The following is a 15,526-nucleotide window of genomic DNA, read 5'->3' as shown; positions in this document are numbered from 1 at the left end:
GGTTGAAGTCACATCAATCTCACAGCAATCGACGATTTGTGTACACTTGACGCTAACATTCCTTCCTGTGGTATCGTCTGACCTACTCATGCATTTTTGAATTTGTCAGCCCGACGCTTCCCGAGCATCATGCCTTTTTCGAGGCGCGCGCAGAGGGCGGCATAATAGTCGAACAGGAAGTTATAATCGTCTCCGTCATCCGGCAATGAAAGTTTGCTGCGGATAGTCTGGGCGACGATACGGATTGCTTCGGGATCGTTCCTTCGCAGGACGTCTTCCAGAGTCTGAAGTTCGAATTCGCCATATAGATCGAGCGCTTGGTCGGTGAAGTGGGTGCGCTGCCGTTCGCTCGTGGCTGCGGTGAGATCGAACGCCAGATCGTTTTTGACAACCTGGACCACCCAGGTGCCGGCCAGCATGTCGCCGGCCCGCAATCGGTCGCGATTGAACAGTGGCAGGAACAGGAACAATCCGCTCCATAAGAGAGCTGCCCAGATATAGGCATCGGTATTGCTTCCCTCTACTCCGGTTGCTGCCAGCAGCGAGAATGGCAGAAAAATCTCGATCTCGCGCAAGGCATTGCGTGTGACGACCGCCGCCCCGCTCAGTCTCGCACCATCGCGTGCGACCACACGCAAACCCATAAGGCGTTTGCCCGGCGTAGCGCCTTGACCGCCCATCTCAAACAGAGTGAACCAGAAGTTGCGCAGGATGAAGAAACCGAGCAGCCAGATGATTGCGAACACCGGATCAGCAGCGCTACCAAAGCCATTGAAGAGAGCGGCAGTGATAAGACTTGCTGCAATCAGGATTGCGAACATAATTATCAGGTCGATCAGAAACGCACCCGCGCGTTCGCCCGCCGAACCCAGTGTGAGTTGGAGGTCGACACCTTCAGGCGTGACGAAATTGCGTTTCAGCGTACTTCGCTTTCGGCGTGGGGATTTTGCCTTACCGATCATGATTGTGCCGCCGAGGTAGATAGAAATAAGTCAACCAGCAAAAGAGCATGATGGAACCGATTGCGGCGCGTTGCCAGTCGACGAGGATCGTCTGCCGACCGACACCTTCGAGGATACCCGCCACGAGTAGCATTGCGACCACACCGAGCATGACCAAGCCAGCGGTCCTGCCTGCCTGCACAGCCGCGTCGAGACGGGCGAGAGGGCCGGGAAAGGCCACTGCAGTGCCGATACGAAATCCGGCCGCACCTGCCAGCATGATGGCAAACAGCTCAGTGGTTCCGTGGATCATGATCCAGGATGCAAATGGCGCGCCAAGGCCCTTGGAGGCAAAAACGGCGAACAGCGCCCCCAGCAATACGCCATTATAGATAAGCAGCATGGCGGTCGGTAGCCCGAACGCGAAACCCAGTGCGAAGGCGAATAACGCTGTCTGCGAATTATGTGTGAATAGCGCTGTGGCGAATATCCCGAGAAACCCCTCCTTGCCCGGATCATACAACGTTTTGGAGAGTGCCTGCACAGAGGCTGTGGGATCGCGCCCCTGTGCCATCCCTCCTGGCATGAGGTCGAAGAACCAGCTCGGATCACCGCGTACGAGAAAATATCCCAAGAGGGTTCCAAGCACGGTCAGCAACAGGGCGACCAGTGTTTCGCGCCATATATCGCGTACAGCACCGGGCCATCCGTCGGCAAAGAAGTTCGCGACTTGTCGCCAGCCCGATACCTTTACCCCGTAGATCTGGAAGTAGGCACGGGTGCACAGCTGTTCGAGGTAGCGGGCTAACGAGCGATCGAGTGAAGTCTCGCGCGCCACCGACAGGGAAGATAGCGCCCCGCGATATAGCACTGGCAACGCCAGCAGATCGTCGTCGTCGAGCGATTTGGCGGATTTCTTTTCCAGCAGGCTAACAATGTGATCCAGCCGGTCCCAATCCGCCTCGCAAGCAAGCCGCAGCCGTGTGGTGTTGAGATATATAACATCGGATCCGACGGGAGTGCTCACAGCAGGTTTCTCCGTTTGAGATCGAGATACGCGGCAGTGATGCGATCACCGAGGCGATCATGTTCACTTTCTACGACGTTGACTCCGAGATGGCGCAAACGAGTGAGTACCAGCAGCCGTTCACGCAAAAGTGCGGCGGCGGTCACGGCCCGGGTAACGTCATCAGTGCTTACAGGCTCGTGTGTAGCGAATGTTTCAAGGTCCTCGTCGCGCAGCACCACGATCATCAAAAGGTGCTTGTGCATCAAGCGGGACACTGCATCGATCAGGAAATCGGCAGCTGTAAGATCGGTGAATTCGGTAATAAGCACAACCATCGAGCGGCGCTTGAGACGCCGTGACAAGGTCGCAAGGGCGAGCGTGTAGTTGGGTTCTTCGCTACTGTAGTCGATTTGCGCAGCAAGCCGTTGGAGTTCGCCGAAGGCACGGGTTCCGGCAACAAAGCCGCTTGCCAGACGAGGGAGGGAATCGAACGAAAACAATGCTGCGCGATCACCGAGCTTGAGAGAAATCCATGCATTCTGGAGCATTGCGGAAACGGCACGATCAAGTCGCGGAAGCCCGGCGATCGGGTCCGACATCTGGCGTCCGGCATCGATCGCAAAGACGATCTGGTTGTTGCGTTCGGTACGGAATTCCTTTGCGTGCAACTTGATGTGACGCGCCGATTGCTTCCAGTCGATTGCGCGCTTGTCCATGCCCGGCTTGTATTCGGTCAGCGTATCGAAATCTGTTCCGTCACCACGATCAATTTGCAGTAGTAACCCCTGGAGGGCATGGCGACGGAAGATTTCGCCAGCGCGGCGATGTGCCGTCTCGATATCGGGCAGAACCGCCACCCCAGCATCTATGTTAATCACCCGCTGCTTCCAGGTCAGGCCGAAGGGGCCCCTCCATCTTATCCATATACGGGGAAAATGCGCCGTACCCCGTCGCAAGGGAGTGAGTTCGAAATGACCCGTTCCGTTGCGTTCATTGATCTGGACGATCTCTACATTCTTGTTGGCTTCTAGAATCGACGCCATGCCAAGTGCGATCTCTACTGAAGATGGGGCTTGCTCGGCATCGAAATGCATTTTGGCGAGGGCCTCGAAAGCGGCACCGACCGAAACAGTCCCGGGCAATTCGATTTCGGCTGTTGCCGCGGCGGGGCGAGGACCCAGCGCGCCATCAGCGACTACGAGCAACACCACCGCGCAGGACCAGATAAGCCCGATATACCACAGCCCCGGAAGAAATCCGGCAATGGCCAGAGCGATTGGCGCTCCAGCCAATGCTGCCAGGATCGCTAGGCGGGTGGGATATATCAACGCGGCGCCTCAATGGAATCGATGATAGCTTCGAGGATGTCCTCAACCTGTCGCCCATCAATCTCCGCGGCCGGGGACAGGATCAAACGATGTCGCAGAAGTGCGGGGGCGAGCGCCTGCACATCGTCGGGAACGACGAAATCCCTGCCATTCATTGCCGCCCATGCTCTCGCAGCGCCAGCAAGCAGGGCTCCAGCACGTGGACTCGCGCCGTTTTCAAGCTCAGCCACGCTGCGGGTGCCGCGAATTAGCGCTGCGATATAATGGACCACCTCATCGACCAGCTTGACCTCCCGAACGGCGGCAATCGCTTGTCCGACAGACTCCGCGTTTGTGATTTGCCCGACACCCCATGCCTCCGGACGCATACGATCACCGACATGGCCATGTGCGGCAATGATCCGCTGTTCCTCTTCGAGCGAAGGATAATCGACCAATTGCTTGAACAGGAAACGATCGAGCTGTGCCTCGGGCAGGGGGTAGACTCCTTGCTGCTCGATCGGGTTCTGCGTTGCGATGACGGTGAAGCGGTCCCCCAAGGGCAGGCTCTCGCCGTCGATTGTGACGGTTCGTTCCTGCATGGCCTCTAGCAATGCTGCCTGTGTCTTGGGCGGTGTGCGGTTGATCTCGTCCGCGAGCAGCATTTCGGTGAAGATCGGCCCTCGGGTGAGAGTAAACGTCGAGGTCTGGAAGTTGAAAAGATTGGCGCCGATAATATCGCCTGGCATCAGGTCGGGTGTGAACTGGATGCGACCGAAACGCATTCCGACCGCTTCGGCAAAACTGTTTGCCAGTAACGTCTTGGCAGTTCCGGGCGGCCCTTCGAGCAGCACGTGTCCGCCCGATAGCAGTGCGGTCAGAAGGAGATCGACAGTCCTTTCCTGACCGACGACTGCCTTGCCCACTTCCTTCCGGATGTCCCTCGTCAGTTGTTTGACTTCGTCAAGTGTCACCCAGTTTCTCCTGTTGCCATCTATAGAGCGCCTGTGCGGCGTCGAGCATTGCCGTTTCGTCCCCAGCTTCTTGTGCCGCGAAGGCCAGATCCGAGAAGCGATTGTGTTCGTCGATTTCGTCGAGGTAGGAGATGATCGCGTCACCGTTTATGCGCGCGGGAACTCCGAACGCCTTCACCGCCTGTTCCTGAATCACGGTGGCATATCGGCCGCCGAAGTGCCTGGCTCGCCGGGCCTTGCGGATCAGAGCCGCCCCGTTCTCGACCAATGCAGCCTTTCCGAAGGGAATTGCGCGTTCACGCTGTTGTGCGGCCCCGAAACGCCAAATTGCCTGCCAACCGAGCAGCAGGCCCACAGCGAGCAGCGATAATGTTACCGCGAGGAAAGGTGGCCCGAAAGCAAGCTCGAGCAAGTTGCGACTGCCGCCCAAGCCGTTGAGCGTAACGTCGAACCCGATCGACTGTGGGTGCAACCGGTTGAGCCAGTCGAGCAACATGAGCGCCGATGCTGCATTGCGCTCGTCTTTCAGCCCGGCATTGTCGATCAGGTCCGGGTCCGCCAGAATGTAGAGATTACCCAATCTTCCAAGTACAGTTCCACCCTTACCGTCTGTGATCAATGGTTCGAACTTTTGCGGCAGCGGGGCATCATCATCGGCGTTGGATGAGGATGACGTGGAAGAACTTCCCCCAGGTTTGTAGCTCGTAATGACTTGAAGATGCTTGGGTGCGGCAAAAACGATCTTTCCCGGTATATCAGCCGCATTCGTCAGTTGACCCACTGACTTGTCGCGCCTTGCGATGGTGTAATCGTCCCCCGGCGCGAGAACGCCTTCCGGTTCGCTTCGCGGCAGCAGGCCTTTGATGCGAACCCAGCCGCGATGACCATCATCCGCAACGGTTTCCCATTTCGGCAACACCAGCAGTGTCGTCTTGTATTGTCTCGTTGTCAGGAGGTTGCCGATGGGAATGGAAGCGGATTCTGGCGTGGCCACCACCAACTGCGCATTCATCCAGCGGGATCGCTGCCGAATTATTTCTGGATTGCGACCCATGTCGGAGGCGAGTCGGACTATACCGGCAAAGCCTACTGCGGAACGCGACATGGCATGTTCACCGCCGCCTCCACTCTGGCGAAGAACGGGCGCGTAAGCGCCTAGCAACAGCGCTCCGAAAAAGCTTGCAATGCCGATCGCCAGTAGGATGGCGACAGTGGCGACCGAAAAGATTCCTCTGTCGCCTGAGTTTGGGCCAATATCGCTCATACCTGCCAAGCTCGTGCGATGGCGAAATCGTGATAGGCATCGCGTGCTGTTACCCAATCAGCCTCATTGACCGATTTGGCTGCAAACAGGCTGCATTCCACAAGCGCGACGATTTGCCCGAAACCGGCTCGCGCTTCCGATGGGATCGCGCTTGCAGCCGCGAGATTACGGCTCGTTGAAGCCGGTCGGACAAGCTCAGGACGGCGGTGCTCGATATCCTCGATGCTTCGGTACAAAAGGTGGTGTATCGCCTCGGCAAAGGCACCGTTTGCGGCCAATTGGTCGGCTTCGGCAAGCCAGTCGATTGCGGCATTCCGGTCTGGCACCCAATCGCTTTCATTCGCTACTCCTGGTTCATCGTGCTGAGCGTGTGCACGTTTTGACCAGAGCGGTTTGCCTCGGAGACGGTTGATGATGAGCCACAAGGCCGCACTGACGATCGCGATGATGACAAGCCACAACAATAGGCGGGCGACCGGAGCATTCGGCATGAAGTTGGTCAGCCATTCGAAGAAGCGACCGATTGGCTTCAGTATGTCTTCGACCCAATGACCGAGTGTCGACAACCATTGTGGAGGTTGTGGGGGAGGAAGCGCCTTCTGGAGATCGAACTGCACTGCGTTATCACTCACCAGAGCATGGTGTGCTGCGGCGAAGCGCGGGTCGGACACCCCCGAGAGCTCAAGACCGGATGGCACGGCCATGTGTATCGACAACCCCTGTTACGACCCCTTAGGCGCATGAAACTAACCGGTTTACCGTCATGTGCAATGGTGCAGAATGACGCTGGACAAAAATCGCAATGGTCTTAATCTGCCATCCAAATAAGGAAAAAGGGGCGCAGGGATGGCAACGCAGGCAATCGAAGACAATCAGCAGGTTTCAATCGGACGCGTATTCAGCCGGACCTTCTCGGTCTTGGCAGACAATTCGGTAGTAATGTTCGGAATAGCGCTGATTTTCGGCGGACTCCCCTCGGTCGTTTTCAACTGGTTTAATATGTCCTGGCGTGGGGGTGCCATAACCCACTATCAGCAACTGGGCGTGGTCGGCCTAGCGATTATCGGGGCGATCGTTTCGATCGTGCTTCAATCTCTGGTCCAAGGCGCTTTGGTGCGGGCTACCATCGCGCACACACATGGTCATAAGGCCAGTTTCGGTGAGTGCATACGGACGGGCCTTGGTGCTATTCTACCACTTATAGGGTTGGCCATCCTCATGGGCTTGGGTGTGGGCCTGGGGTTCATTTTGCTGATTGTCCCAGGCGTGATGCTCTATTGTATGTGGGCCATTGCTGCACCGGCGTTGGTGCATGAAAAGACCGGTGTGTTCGGTGCCTTTTCAAGAAGCCGTGCGCTTACCAAAGGGGCGCGTTGGAAAGTGTTCGCGGTCGAAGCTATCATAGTCATCGTGTACTGGATTTTCACCGGGATCGCATTTGGGCTGGCCGGTTTCAGTGGCCTGTCCCAATTGGAGCAGGGTCACCTCCCCATAAGCTTCCTCATCTTCAGTCTCTTCATGTCGACAATTGTTATGACGGTGTGGAGCACGGCTCAAACCTCTCTCTACGTCGAGTTGTTGACATGGAAGGAAGGGCCGTCGGGCACAGCGCTGGCGGATGTCTTCGCCTGACGCCCAGCACTCTTTGAGCATGATTGCGATCTGCGAAGCGATTACCTGTCAACGATCTTAATTATACGAGTTCTGACAACGCGTGCCGCAACCTCGATCATGACTATGGGGACTACGTGCCAAGGCTATGATGTCACGCACGCGCCCGGTGCGATGAGCAGTCGGCACGCTAAAGCTCAATCGTCCAGGGGAAAATTCTATCCTATCCGCCTAATATCGAAAGTTGTTCGTTTCGAAATCGGCAAGATTGAGCTGAACTATTGTAAAATGGTGGACGCACTAGGGCTCGAACCTAGGACCCGCTGATTAAGAGCGTGACTTAAGCTCTTGTTATACCTTATCAATTTGCGTCACTTTGCGTCTTGGGGAACACAAAACCGTATCTAAGACCCGCTGATTCCCAAGCAAATTGCTTCATGTCCAAGCAGGCAAGATTGGGCGCCCGATACCCCCTCGATACCCATACGGAAGACCGGTGAATTTCTGGGTACCAGATTGTTGGGCGAATTTTCTCGGCAAGGCGCAGACGAGAACAGCGGCATCCATAACATCATAAGTCGGGTTTGTCAGGTTCAAGCTCGTATGAAAAAGACGTGGGGGCGTTCTTAAACCTCCGTCATTGCATAGAACGGTCGCAAGTGAGAAATTCACAAGCGAGTTGCGAAGGGATGGGTGATTGCTGTTCGCTTTTGAAGAGCCCGGTACTGAAACCATTCGTGCGCCGGTACTGAAGGTATTCGACGGCGACGGCTTCAAAACCATGCTCTGGAACACGCAGCTACAAAAGGCATGCGAGGTTGTTGTTCGCCTCGGATTTACTGATGCACCTGAACTTGAGCAGCCCGGCGGAAAAGAGTCCAAGGAATTTCTGACCTCGTTGATCGCTGACCGATGGGTCGAGTTGGTCGTGCTCCTTAAGATGGACACTGGGGGTGTTGTCGACAGGCATGGGCGCATCGTTTGCGTTCCTTACCTTGCGGACGACCAACGAACTGGCGCGATGAGGAACATTGAACTTGAAATGATCCTCAATGGCTGGACTTGGGTCTTGGATCGGTACGAGCCTGATCCCAGCTACTTCGATGCACTCGATGACGCTCAACGTTACAGGCGTGGCATTTGGGCCTACGATGACAATGTTCACCCTTGGGAATTCAAGCGCCAAAAGTACCAGAAAAAGCCGACGCGGAGCCCGCGGCCACAGCCTAACCTCTTCGATCAGTCATCACCCGTGCAAACATGTCCGCAATCGGGCTGCACGGGCCACTTGGTCAAACGAAACGGTAAGTTCGGGGAGTTCCTCGGTTGCTCCACGTTCCCGAAGTGCCGTTATTCTTGCTCGGTGTAACGCGATTAGCAGGCACGAAACCCGGTTCCACGAAATCGAATGCGTCCCCAAAACCCAGAATCAGTGTCGCGCCATCTGGTCCGACTGCGAGTGCTTTCTCTCGATCCAAAGCACCCCCGGTGTAGCGCGGCCTCGTCAATTCGGACCATGCTGCACTTTGCTGATTTAGGTCGATCATGTGCGAGGAATTTCTTTGAGATTGGCTGATTTCCGTGATTATTGAATTGCCATTCGAAAGGATGGCACATGCGACAAGCGCTTACGTCAAAGTCACTTGATGCTCTGAAACCCAAGCCGAAGCGCTACGAGGTTCACGACATTTACTGCCCCGGTATGAGTGTGCGGGTGTCGGCGCATGGACAAAAGGTCTTCACCGTGAAGTTTCGGTATGGCCTCGCGCAAAAGCGCATGAAGCTTGGTGTCTATCCGCGCATTTCACTGGCAACGGCACGCGAGAAGGCGATCGATATCCTTCGTCAAGTCGATGAAGGTATCGACCCAACCAAGCGCAGGCGCACGGCCGACATGAAGGTTGAGTGCATTTGCCGGGAATTCATCCGTCTGCATGCCCAACCGCGCAACAAAAGCTGGCGCGAGGCAGACCGCATCTTGGAGCGGGAATTCATCGCCCCATTCGGACAGCGCGATATCCGCGAAATCAAGCGGTTTGATGTCCTGGAGATGATGGACGCGGCTCTCGCTCGCGGCTCGAACTATCAGGCAAATCGTATTCTTTCGCACATTCGCAAGCTGTTCAATTGGTGTGTTGAGCGCGGCATTGTCGAGGCGAGCCCAATTGTTGGGTTGAAGCCGCCGACCAAGGAGATTTCACGCGAGCGCATTTTAGAGGATGATGAGATTGTCCGTGTATTGCGGGCATGTCGTAACGATGTTTATCCATTCCGGCAGTTCGCGCCCTTGCTATTGGCGACAGCCCAGCGTCGGGGTGAATTGGCAGAAATGCGGTGGGGCGAAATCGATTTCGACGCGAAAACGTGGGTGATCCCATCCGAGAGATCGAAAAATGGCAAGGCGCATGTCGTACCGCTGAGCGCCTTCGCCCTTGCAGTCCTTGAAGATGTGCCGCGTTTCCTCGATTGCGACTATGTGTTCACCACCACGCGAAAGTCGCCAATAAGCGGGTTTTCGAAGGCTCTACGCCGCCTGTCAGAAGGTTCGCAGACGACGAATTGGCGCTGGCATGACCTGCGCCGGACCGCCGCTTCGGGCATGGCTCGTCAAGATGTTGCGCCTCATGTCGTCGAAAAAATCCTCAACCACGTCAGCGGCATTATTTCGGGCGTTGCAGCCGTATATAATCGCCATGCTTATGATAAGGACAAAGTAGAAGCGATGGAGGTTTGGGGGCAAACGCTTGAACGACTTAACGGGGAACAGTGAAGCGCCATTCGGTGACGACGCCATAATGCGGATCGCTGAGATCGCTGGCGTTGCCAATGATGCTGATGCCGTCGCCCGACTCAAGGTCGTGCTTGTTCCCCTTGGACGGGAATATCGCCGCGTAATCTCGATCACTCCATCCGAACTTGATCGCTCGCCGTCTAAGGACTCGCTCTCCCAGCGCCTTGAATGGCTCGATACGCAGGTTCTCAACCCGTTGATGAAACTCAATGCCGCGCTGCATCCGGATAACCGATCTATGCTGTCATTATGGCCGCAGGAGGTGAACCCGGACCTGATGCCTGACCTCGATGAGGTGGCGAGGCATCTCGACCACCTCCAATTGCTGGCTCAGCATGTCGCTCTCATGCTTGTAACTTACCGGCGATTGGACCTGCCTCACGGCGCTTTGATCCGGCATCATATCGTGGCGGCTTCGGTGGATGCGTTGGAGCGGGCGCTACCCGACCTCAAACCCCGTCGCGGAACGTATGATAGGGAAACGAAGGGGTTTAATGGCGTTTATCCAGACCTCATTCGCGCGATCTATAAAGAGATCACCGGGGAGGACGAACAGCTCGATCGCCTAATTAAAGAGCAGGTGGACGAACGTCGCAATCCGACACCCCCTGATCCACAATTCAGCTATTCCGATATGCTGCGAGGATTGATCGGTCTTCCGCCGGAGGATGACGCCACCGACTGAACATTGAGCCGCTCTGCCATGCCATGAACACCATATGGTGTTTTGCCACCTCGCGTTCATTCGACTTGGTAGAATCTCTTCGCTGTGTGGTCCTAATAATTTGCCGTCACTGACGACAAGGAAAGGACTTCACAATGACGGCGTTGAATACAAACAAGATTTTGCTGACGCGGGAGGACTTGCCACGCCTCGGCCTTAATCTTTCACCATCCACCCTGCTTCGGCTGGAAGCTGCGGGTCAATTTCCCAAGCGGCTGCGTATCGGCGCACATTCGGTCGCATGGCTCGCGTCGGAAATTAACGAGCACATTGCCAAGCTTGCTGAAGAGCGGGGAGAGGCATGATGTCCGACAAAGCAATGGGCCCGACTTTCACAGAGCGAGGCGAGGACGGCGATTTCTTCATCGAGATCGTCGGCTACGTGACAACCAGCTACGTTTCGATTCACTTCTCTTCGCCGGAACACGAGGCTGAATTCAATTTCGACAATCGATTGGGGCTGAGTGTCGCAGAAGCAAGGATACACCCAGCGCTGATCGCGGAGTTTATCGAGCAGAGCATCGGAGAAGGGGAGGTCAAATTTCACTTCGAGCGGAGATCGGATGCGCTGGCCGCCATGCCGAAGAAGCGATCGTCGCGTGGAAGGGGAGACCAGCGGTGAGTACTCTATCAAGCGAAATCATCGACGTGAAATTTGATCAGCGCGCGAGCGTTCTAGCGATGATGAAATGGTTTGCAGCGCAGGATTTTTCTGTCCTGCCGATCCATGGCGTTGTTGATGGGTGTTGCACTTGCGGCAATCACGAATGCGTGAGCGTAGGGAAGCACCCGATCAGTTCTCTGGTCCCCCACGGCGTCAAGGACGCAACAACAAGCCTGAAGACAATTCGGCGCTGGCATCGGAAGCACCCAGACATGAATTATGCCGTGGCGACCGAGGGGCTGGCTGTGATCGACTGTGACAGCAAGGAAGCCCTTAAAGCGTTCCGATCCAGTCATCATCCACCACCGACTTTGACCGTAAAAACAGAGAGAGGATTTCACTTCTACTTTCTTGGCGAAATGCCTGCCCGAAACGCTGCTCGATCAAAGCTGGACGTGAAAAGCGGTCCCGGCTGCTATGTCGTGGGGCCGTCGTCCGTTCACGCCTCGGGCACAATCTATATGCTCTGGGAGGATGAACCGATTGCCCGATTGCCGTCCTCCATTGCGAGCATCACCGCGCATCGCGAAGAGCCGCTAACCACCGGCGAAAGTGGGCCGATCCCGGTCGGGTTACGCAATTCGACCATGACGCAGTTTGCGGGATACATGCATGGCAAGGGCGTACCCCAACCGGCAGTCCTAGAGACTTTAAAGACGTTGAACCGCACCATGTCGGAGACACCATTGCCAGATCGCGAGGTCAGGCAGATAGCGCGCAGCGTTGCGCGATATCCGGTGAAAGCACCGCCTCGGATCGTCCCTTTTTCGGAAATCCCGGAGGAGCAACTAGAATTCCTCTGGTATCCCTACATCTGCCTTGGCACGCTAGGCTTGCTGGATGGTGATCCCGGTGATGGCAAAAGCCAATTAGGGGTGTGGCTCTGTTCGCGCTTAAGCCGTGGCGACAGGTTACCCAATGGCGACCGATTTCCACCTAGCAATTGCTTCCTCTTCAATTTCGAGGATCTTCCCGGCGCAGTCATCAAGAAGCGGCTGGAAGCGAACGGCGCGGACCTATCGCGCGTTTTCATTCAATCGCGCCAGTTCCAGCTTACGTCGGAAATGGTCGAGTGGATGGACGGCGAAATAGCAGAAAAGCGGCCGCGCCTCGTCATTCTTGACCCCATACAGGCCTTCATGTCTGGCGTGGATGGTAACAGCAATATCGATGTGCGCGAGTTCATGGCACGATTGGCCGAAATTGCGATGAACCGAAAATGCGCGATTATCTGCGTCCGCCACTTCGGCAAGGGCGCTCAAGACAAAGCTATGAAGAAGGGGTTGGGCTCAACCGACTTCGTGGGAATTTCGCGCAACCAGTTTGGCCTTGCCCGACGCGACGATGGCGTCCGGGGCTTCATCGTATTCCACATGAAGACCAACTTCGAGCGAGGTCAATCCATGCTGTTCACAATGGGGGACGCGGATGGGCGCAAAGGAGAGCAGCCTGTAATCGGCTTCGAGAAATTCACCGACATCTCCGCCGATGACTTCTTTTCAGGCGAGGCTTCCACGCGCGGACCTGATCAGGATGAGCGAGAAGTCGCTAAGGCGTACTTGCTTGAGGTGCTGGCTGCCGGCCCTAAGGCGGCGGCTATCCTAAAGTCGAAAGCTGAAGCGCGGGCGATAAGTGCATCCACCCTTGACCGGGCGCGGAAGGAGCTCGGCATCATTACAGCAAAGGAGGGCAAAATTTGGTTCTGGTCGCTTCCGCCAGATTGACCTAACTTTCCAAGTTTCCAAGTTTTCATCGCCGGGGTGGGAGAGGCATATGACGCTCACTCCCGGCACTTTTCATGATGCTCCGGTCGTTGAAAACGTGAAAACCGGAAAAGTTGGATCGAGAGAGGCGAGGGGAGGCACCGGTCGCCCGATGCCACCACCCCTCAAACGGTCGGCGTGGAGGAAAGGGCCTTGCGGGCTTCGTCCAACGCCTTCGATCCCGGTGCCCACGACCATGGCTGCCTTGCGACATGTTCCTTGCCTAATGTCGGGTATACCTTGGTCTGCTTCGCGGCGAGCCGCAGCAGCATCCGGGCATCGCGGGGAGGCATCTTCATTTCGCGGGCGAGTTGGTCGAGTGTGATCATTTTGACGTTGGGCTTCGCCGGTGTCTTGCTTCCAGTTGCAGTCTTCGCGGCATCAGACTTGCTTGCAGCGTTCGGCGCAATGGTCGGCTTTGCGGGTTCGGTCATAGTCATGTCGGTCATCTCCTTCGTTTGGGACCGACATTTCCAGTAAGATGGGTTCGGAAGGCGTGTCAGGTGAAATCCTAGAAACCGAAGTCGATTTCCATAAGTGGGATAGCGAAGGAGCGCTGACCATCGGTGAATAGATATTCGTCGTCGTCGCTGCCGATCTCGAACGTGTATCGGTGTCCATCAACATCTATATGGATAATTTCGTCCAGCGTGTGGATCACATCGACGACCGCGCCGGGGAAGATCGCCTTGGCATGGGATAACAAGTACGACCGGTCGAGTGGTTCGTCGTCGGACATGATGGCCTCCTTTCGTTGACCATCTTCCCAATAAGATCATGGGTGCGGGGAAGTCAGGAAAAACCCCAAACACAATGGAGGGCATATGGTTGAGTGGAGTTCGATAGCAGCTATAATTGTTGCCCCAATTGCCACACTGATGGCCGTTTGGTTGACTTCTCATTTCGCATGGAGGCGGACCCAGTCGGAAAAGGTATGGGATAGAAAGGCAGATGCTTACAGCACAATCTTGCAGGCTCTTAATGAGATGGAAGCTTCGCTCGACGCTTGGATGAGTGATGAGGCTTTGCGACGCGAACCGTCCGATGAGTCAAGCGAAGAAAGGGGAGTTCGTTATCGGCAAGCAAGAGCGCGAATGCAGAGCGTGGTTGGACGAGAGCTCTGGCTACTGAATCCAGCCATCAAGGGATACGCAGATGAATTAAACAAGGCTCTGTCTGCGCGCTACGATAGCTGGTTTGAAGATCTTGATGCCAGCTTGTTTGCCGTCCGGAATACGATCAAATCCGTAACGCTTCTTGCACAAGAGGAACTCCAAACGAGCAAGACTCGCTGAAAGGACCCGGGGTTCAGCCGTGATCAATTGCGGTTCAGCCCTATCGTCCGACTGAGCAATTTGGCTTTCCAAGAATCTTCGAGTGCCAATATTTCCTCAGGGGCCGCAGCGGAACCCGATACCTCTAGAATGCTAACTTGGAGATCGGCCGGGTCGCGGCTCTTCAGTCCGGCGTTTCCGCCGTGGTTGTTCGCGACATAATCCCGCCAGCGACCGAGAAAACCTCCTCCCCCCGATGCGGAACCGACGTAATGCTCTCGGGTTTTCGGGCACGCTAGAAGATAGACACCACGATTAGCTGTCAGCACTTCTTTCCACGAAATTGGCATGGTTTCGATTTCGGAAAGCGGACGAATAAACTTCGTGAACCCAGGGAATGACTCTTCTTGGAATACCTTCGTTAGTTCGACGATTTCCTTGTTTTGACGTTCGGCCCGCTGAACCCAAGCGCGAAATGAGCTCGTAGAGTCGCCCCAATGCACGAAAAGTCGACCGACGTATTCTGAAAGCTCCAGAACTGGACGACAATCATACTGATCGTATGGGCCAATTCCTTTATCCGCACCAACCTCGCGAAGTGTAAGAGGGTCGATTTGCCCCACGGGGACCTTCCCGATTAATTGAACCTCATAAAGTCCGACAAAGAGGGTTCCGCCGCTAGGAGGCGCCACGAAGGCGGCCCAGAAGGGTGCGTCAAAATATGCTTGTCGCGTGGGGTCTTGGGTCGATTGATACCGTTGAAATGCCCCAACATCGTCTCGCCATAGCGTATACGGCGTTCGACCTGGAACCTTTCCTGTCTGATGGCGCAGCAGGCGAACATGGTCAGGATGAATGCCTTCGTCTTGTAGCAGCATGTTGAAATTTAACGGCATTGGCATCTCCACGACTTTTTACCTCTGGTCGAACATGCCAAAGTCGCGCGAAGTTTGCACCCATAGGACCCGCTGATATCGAATGAGGCTATCCGGGGAGGGAAGACCGCGAGATCGCGTGCCTTTATGCCTTCTGGTCGGCGCGCTGGGTCCCCAATGGGTACCAGACCACGAACTTGGGCAAGTAGTGCACGTCGAATCATCTGAAAAGGGTTACCCCCGTCTGACGGCTTATGGGTGATGAGGGCGTTAATCTGCGCGCTTCGTCGGACGACGGGTAGGCAGCAAGAAATTCCGAACGGTTAACG

General features: G+C 55.8%; 17 protein-coding genes. 8 read left to right on the top strand and 9 right to left on the bottom strand.

Annotation, left to right across the window (positions count from 1 at the left end):
- Positions 1 to 86: 86 nt before the first annotated feature.
- The 6 genes from GRI58_RS08630 to GRI58_RS08605 are packed head-to-tail and all read right to left on the bottom strand — an operon-like array spanning position 87 to position 6,199.
- Entirely contained in the window at positions 87 to 962 is an 876-nt protein-coding gene (locus GRI58_RS08630) for an RDD family protein (protein WP_160753198.1), read from the bottom strand.
- Positions 952 to 1,968, bottom strand: coding sequence for a stage II sporulation protein M (locus tag GRI58_RS08625; RefSeq protein ID WP_160753197.1), 1,017 nt, complete (start codon positions 1,966 to 1,968; stop codon positions 952 to 954). The genes GRI58_RS08630 and GRI58_RS08625 overlap by 11 nt, the downstream gene beginning before the upstream one ends.
- Positions 1,965 to 3,242: a DUF58 domain-containing protein gene (locus GRI58_RS08620; protein WP_337190935.1), complete on the bottom strand. Its 1,278-nt coding sequence runs from the start codon at positions 3,240 to 3,242 to the stop codon at positions 1,965 to 1,967. Before GRI58_RS08620 ends, GRI58_RS08625 begins: the two co-directional genes overlap by 4 nt.
- A 32-nt stretch (positions 3,243 to 3,274) precedes the next feature.
- Positions 3,275 to 4,231, bottom strand: a complete 957-nt coding sequence (locus GRI58_RS08615; RefSeq protein WP_160753195.1) for an AAA family ATPase — start codon at positions 4,229 to 4,231, stop codon at positions 3,275 to 3,277.
- Positions 4,221 to 5,495: a hypothetical protein gene (locus tag GRI58_RS08610; protein ID WP_160753194.1), complete on the bottom strand. Its 1,275-nt coding sequence runs from the start codon at positions 5,493 to 5,495 to the stop codon at positions 4,221 to 4,223. Before GRI58_RS08610 ends, GRI58_RS08615 begins: the two co-directional genes overlap by 11 nt.
- Positions 5,492 to 6,199: a DUF4129 domain-containing protein gene (locus GRI58_RS08605; RefSeq protein ID WP_160753193.1), complete on the bottom strand. Its 708-nt coding sequence runs from the start codon at positions 6,197 to 6,199 to the stop codon at positions 5,492 to 5,494. The genes GRI58_RS08610 and GRI58_RS08605 overlap by 4 nt, the downstream gene beginning before the upstream one ends.
- 142 nt (positions 6,200 to 6,341) lie before the next feature.
- Between GRI58_RS08605 and GRI58_RS08600 the strand changes: the two genes are divergently transcribed.
- From GRI58_RS08600 to GRI58_RS08570, 7 genes are all read left to right on the top strand, one after another.
- Positions 6,342 to 7,127 carry a hypothetical protein gene (locus GRI58_RS08600; RefSeq protein ID WP_160753192.1) on the top strand — a complete coding sequence of 262 codons (786 nt, stop codon included), beginning with the start codon at positions 6,342 to 6,344 and terminating at the stop codon, positions 7,125 to 7,127.
- Between the two features lie 676 nt (positions 7,128 to 7,803).
- The gene (locus GRI58_RS08595) at positions 7,804 to 8,475 is read left to right on the top strand and encodes a topoisomerase DNA-binding C4 zinc finger domain-containing protein (protein WP_160753191.1); all 672 of its coding nucleotides are present in this window, start codon (positions 7,804 to 7,806) and stop codon (positions 8,473 to 8,475) included.
- Between the two features lie 246 nt (positions 8,476 to 8,721).
- The gene (locus GRI58_RS08590; RefSeq protein ID WP_237452207.1) at positions 8,722 to 9,876 is read left to right on the top strand and encodes a tyrosine-type recombinase/integrase; all 1,155 of its coding nucleotides are present in this window, start codon (positions 8,722 to 8,724) and stop codon (positions 9,874 to 9,876) included.
- Positions 9,877 to 9,901: 25 nt separating this feature from the next.
- Positions 9,902 to 10,582: a hypothetical protein gene (locus GRI58_RS08585; protein WP_160753189.1), complete on the top strand. Its 681-nt coding sequence runs from the start codon at positions 9,902 to 9,904 to the stop codon at positions 10,580 to 10,582.
- 134 nt (positions 10,583 to 10,716) lie between these two features.
- Positions 10,717 to 10,926, top strand: coding sequence for a helix-turn-helix transcriptional regulator (locus tag GRI58_RS08580; protein WP_160753188.1), 210 nt, complete (start codon positions 10,717 to 10,719; stop codon positions 10,924 to 10,926).
- Positions 10,923 to 11,243, top strand: coding sequence for a hypothetical protein (locus GRI58_RS08575; RefSeq protein ID WP_160753187.1), 321 nt, complete (start codon positions 10,923 to 10,925; stop codon positions 11,241 to 11,243). Before GRI58_RS08580 ends, GRI58_RS08575 begins: the two co-directional genes overlap by 4 nt.
- Positions 11,240 to 13,009, top strand: coding sequence for a bifunctional DNA primase/polymerase (locus GRI58_RS08570; protein WP_160753186.1), 1,770 nt, complete (start codon positions 11,240 to 11,242; stop codon positions 13,007 to 13,009). Before GRI58_RS08575 ends, GRI58_RS08570 begins: the two co-directional genes overlap by 4 nt.
- 164 nt (positions 13,010 to 13,173) lie before the next feature.
- Here the strand turns inward: GRI58_RS08570 and GRI58_RS15435 are convergent, their stop codons facing one another.
- Both GRI58_RS15435 and GRI58_RS08560 read right to left on the bottom strand, forming a co-directional pair.
- Positions 13,174 to 13,497 carry a hypothetical protein gene (locus tag GRI58_RS15435; RefSeq protein ID WP_202386899.1) on the bottom strand — a complete coding sequence of 108 codons (324 nt, stop codon included), beginning with the start codon at positions 13,495 to 13,497 and terminating at the stop codon, positions 13,174 to 13,176.
- A gap of 62 nt (positions 13,498 to 13,559) precedes the next feature.
- Positions 13,560 to 13,787: a hypothetical protein gene (locus GRI58_RS08560; RefSeq protein ID WP_160753185.1), complete on the bottom strand. Its 228-nt coding sequence runs from the start codon at positions 13,785 to 13,787 to the stop codon at positions 13,560 to 13,562.
- A gap of 139 nt (positions 13,788 to 13,926) precedes the next feature.
- On the opposite strand from GRI58_RS08560, the gene GRI58_RS08555 reads away from it, so the two are divergent.
- A complete protein-coding gene (locus GRI58_RS08555) occupies positions 13,927 to 14,343 on the top strand; it encodes a hypothetical protein (RefSeq protein WP_160753184.1) in 417 nt (138 codons plus the stop codon).
- Between the two features lie 23 nt (positions 14,344 to 14,366).
- Here GRI58_RS08555 and GRI58_RS08550 read toward each other — a convergent pair whose 3' ends face one another.
- Positions 14,367 to 15,218 carry a GIY-YIG nuclease family protein gene (locus GRI58_RS08550; protein ID WP_160753183.1) on the bottom strand — a complete coding sequence of 284 codons (852 nt, stop codon included), beginning with the start codon at positions 15,216 to 15,218 and terminating at the stop codon, positions 14,367 to 14,369.
- Positions 15,219 to 15,526: the final 308 nt, after the last annotated feature.

The sequence above is a fragment of the Qipengyuania algicida genome, from assembly GCF_009828025.1.
In the GTDB taxonomy this organism is placed as follows: Bacteria; Pseudomonadota; Alphaproteobacteria; order Sphingomonadales; family Sphingomonadaceae; genus Qipengyuania; species Qipengyuania algicida.
This window is presented reverse-complemented; position numbering and strand designations above follow the sequence as displayed.

Excerpts from the sequence above, each read along its gene's own strand:
- GRI58_RS08605 (WP_160753193.1), bottom strand. The coding sequence starts at position 6,199 with ATGGCCGTGCCATCCGGTCTTGAGCTCTCGGGGGTGTCCGACCCGCGC.
- GRI58_RS08550 (WP_160753183.1), bottom strand. The coding sequence starts at position 15,218 with ATGCCGTTAAATTTCAACATGCTGCTACAAGACGAAGGCATTCATCCT.
- GRI58_RS08600 (WP_160753192.1), top strand. The coding sequence starts at position 6,342 with ATGGCAACGCAGGCAATCGAAGACAATCAGCAGGTTTCAATCGGACGC.
- GRI58_RS08575 (WP_160753187.1), top strand. The coding sequence starts at position 10,923 with ATGATGTCCGACAAAGCAATGGGCCCGACTTTCACAGAGCGAGGCGAG.
- GRI58_RS08560 (WP_160753185.1), bottom strand. The coding sequence starts at position 13,787 with ATGTCCGACGACGAACCACTCGACCGGTCGTACTTGTTATCCCATGCC.
- GRI58_RS08630 (WP_160753198.1), bottom strand. The coding sequence starts at position 962 with ATGATCGGTAAGGCAAAATCCCCACGCCGAAAGCGAAGTACGCTGAAA.
- GRI58_RS08580 (WP_160753188.1), top strand. The coding sequence starts at position 10,717 with ATGACGGCGTTGAATACAAACAAGATTTTGCTGACGCGGGAGGACTTG.
- GRI58_RS15435 (WP_202386899.1), bottom strand. The coding sequence starts at position 13,497 with ATGACCGACATGACTATGACCGAACCCGCAAAGCCGACCATTGCGCCG.
- GRI58_RS08585 (WP_160753189.1), top strand. The coding sequence starts at position 9,902 with ATGCGGATCGCTGAGATCGCTGGCGTTGCCAATGATGCTGATGCCGTC.
- GRI58_RS08610 (WP_160753194.1), bottom strand. The coding sequence starts at position 5,495 with ATGAGCGATATTGGCCCAAACTCAGGCGACAGAGGAATCTTTTCGGTC.
- GRI58_RS08590 (WP_237452207.1), top strand. The coding sequence starts at position 8,722 with ATGCGACAAGCGCTTACGTCAAAGTCACTTGATGCTCTGAAACCCAAG.
- GRI58_RS08555 (WP_160753184.1), top strand. The coding sequence starts at position 13,927 with ATGGCCGTTTGGTTGACTTCTCATTTCGCATGGAGGCGGACCCAGTCG.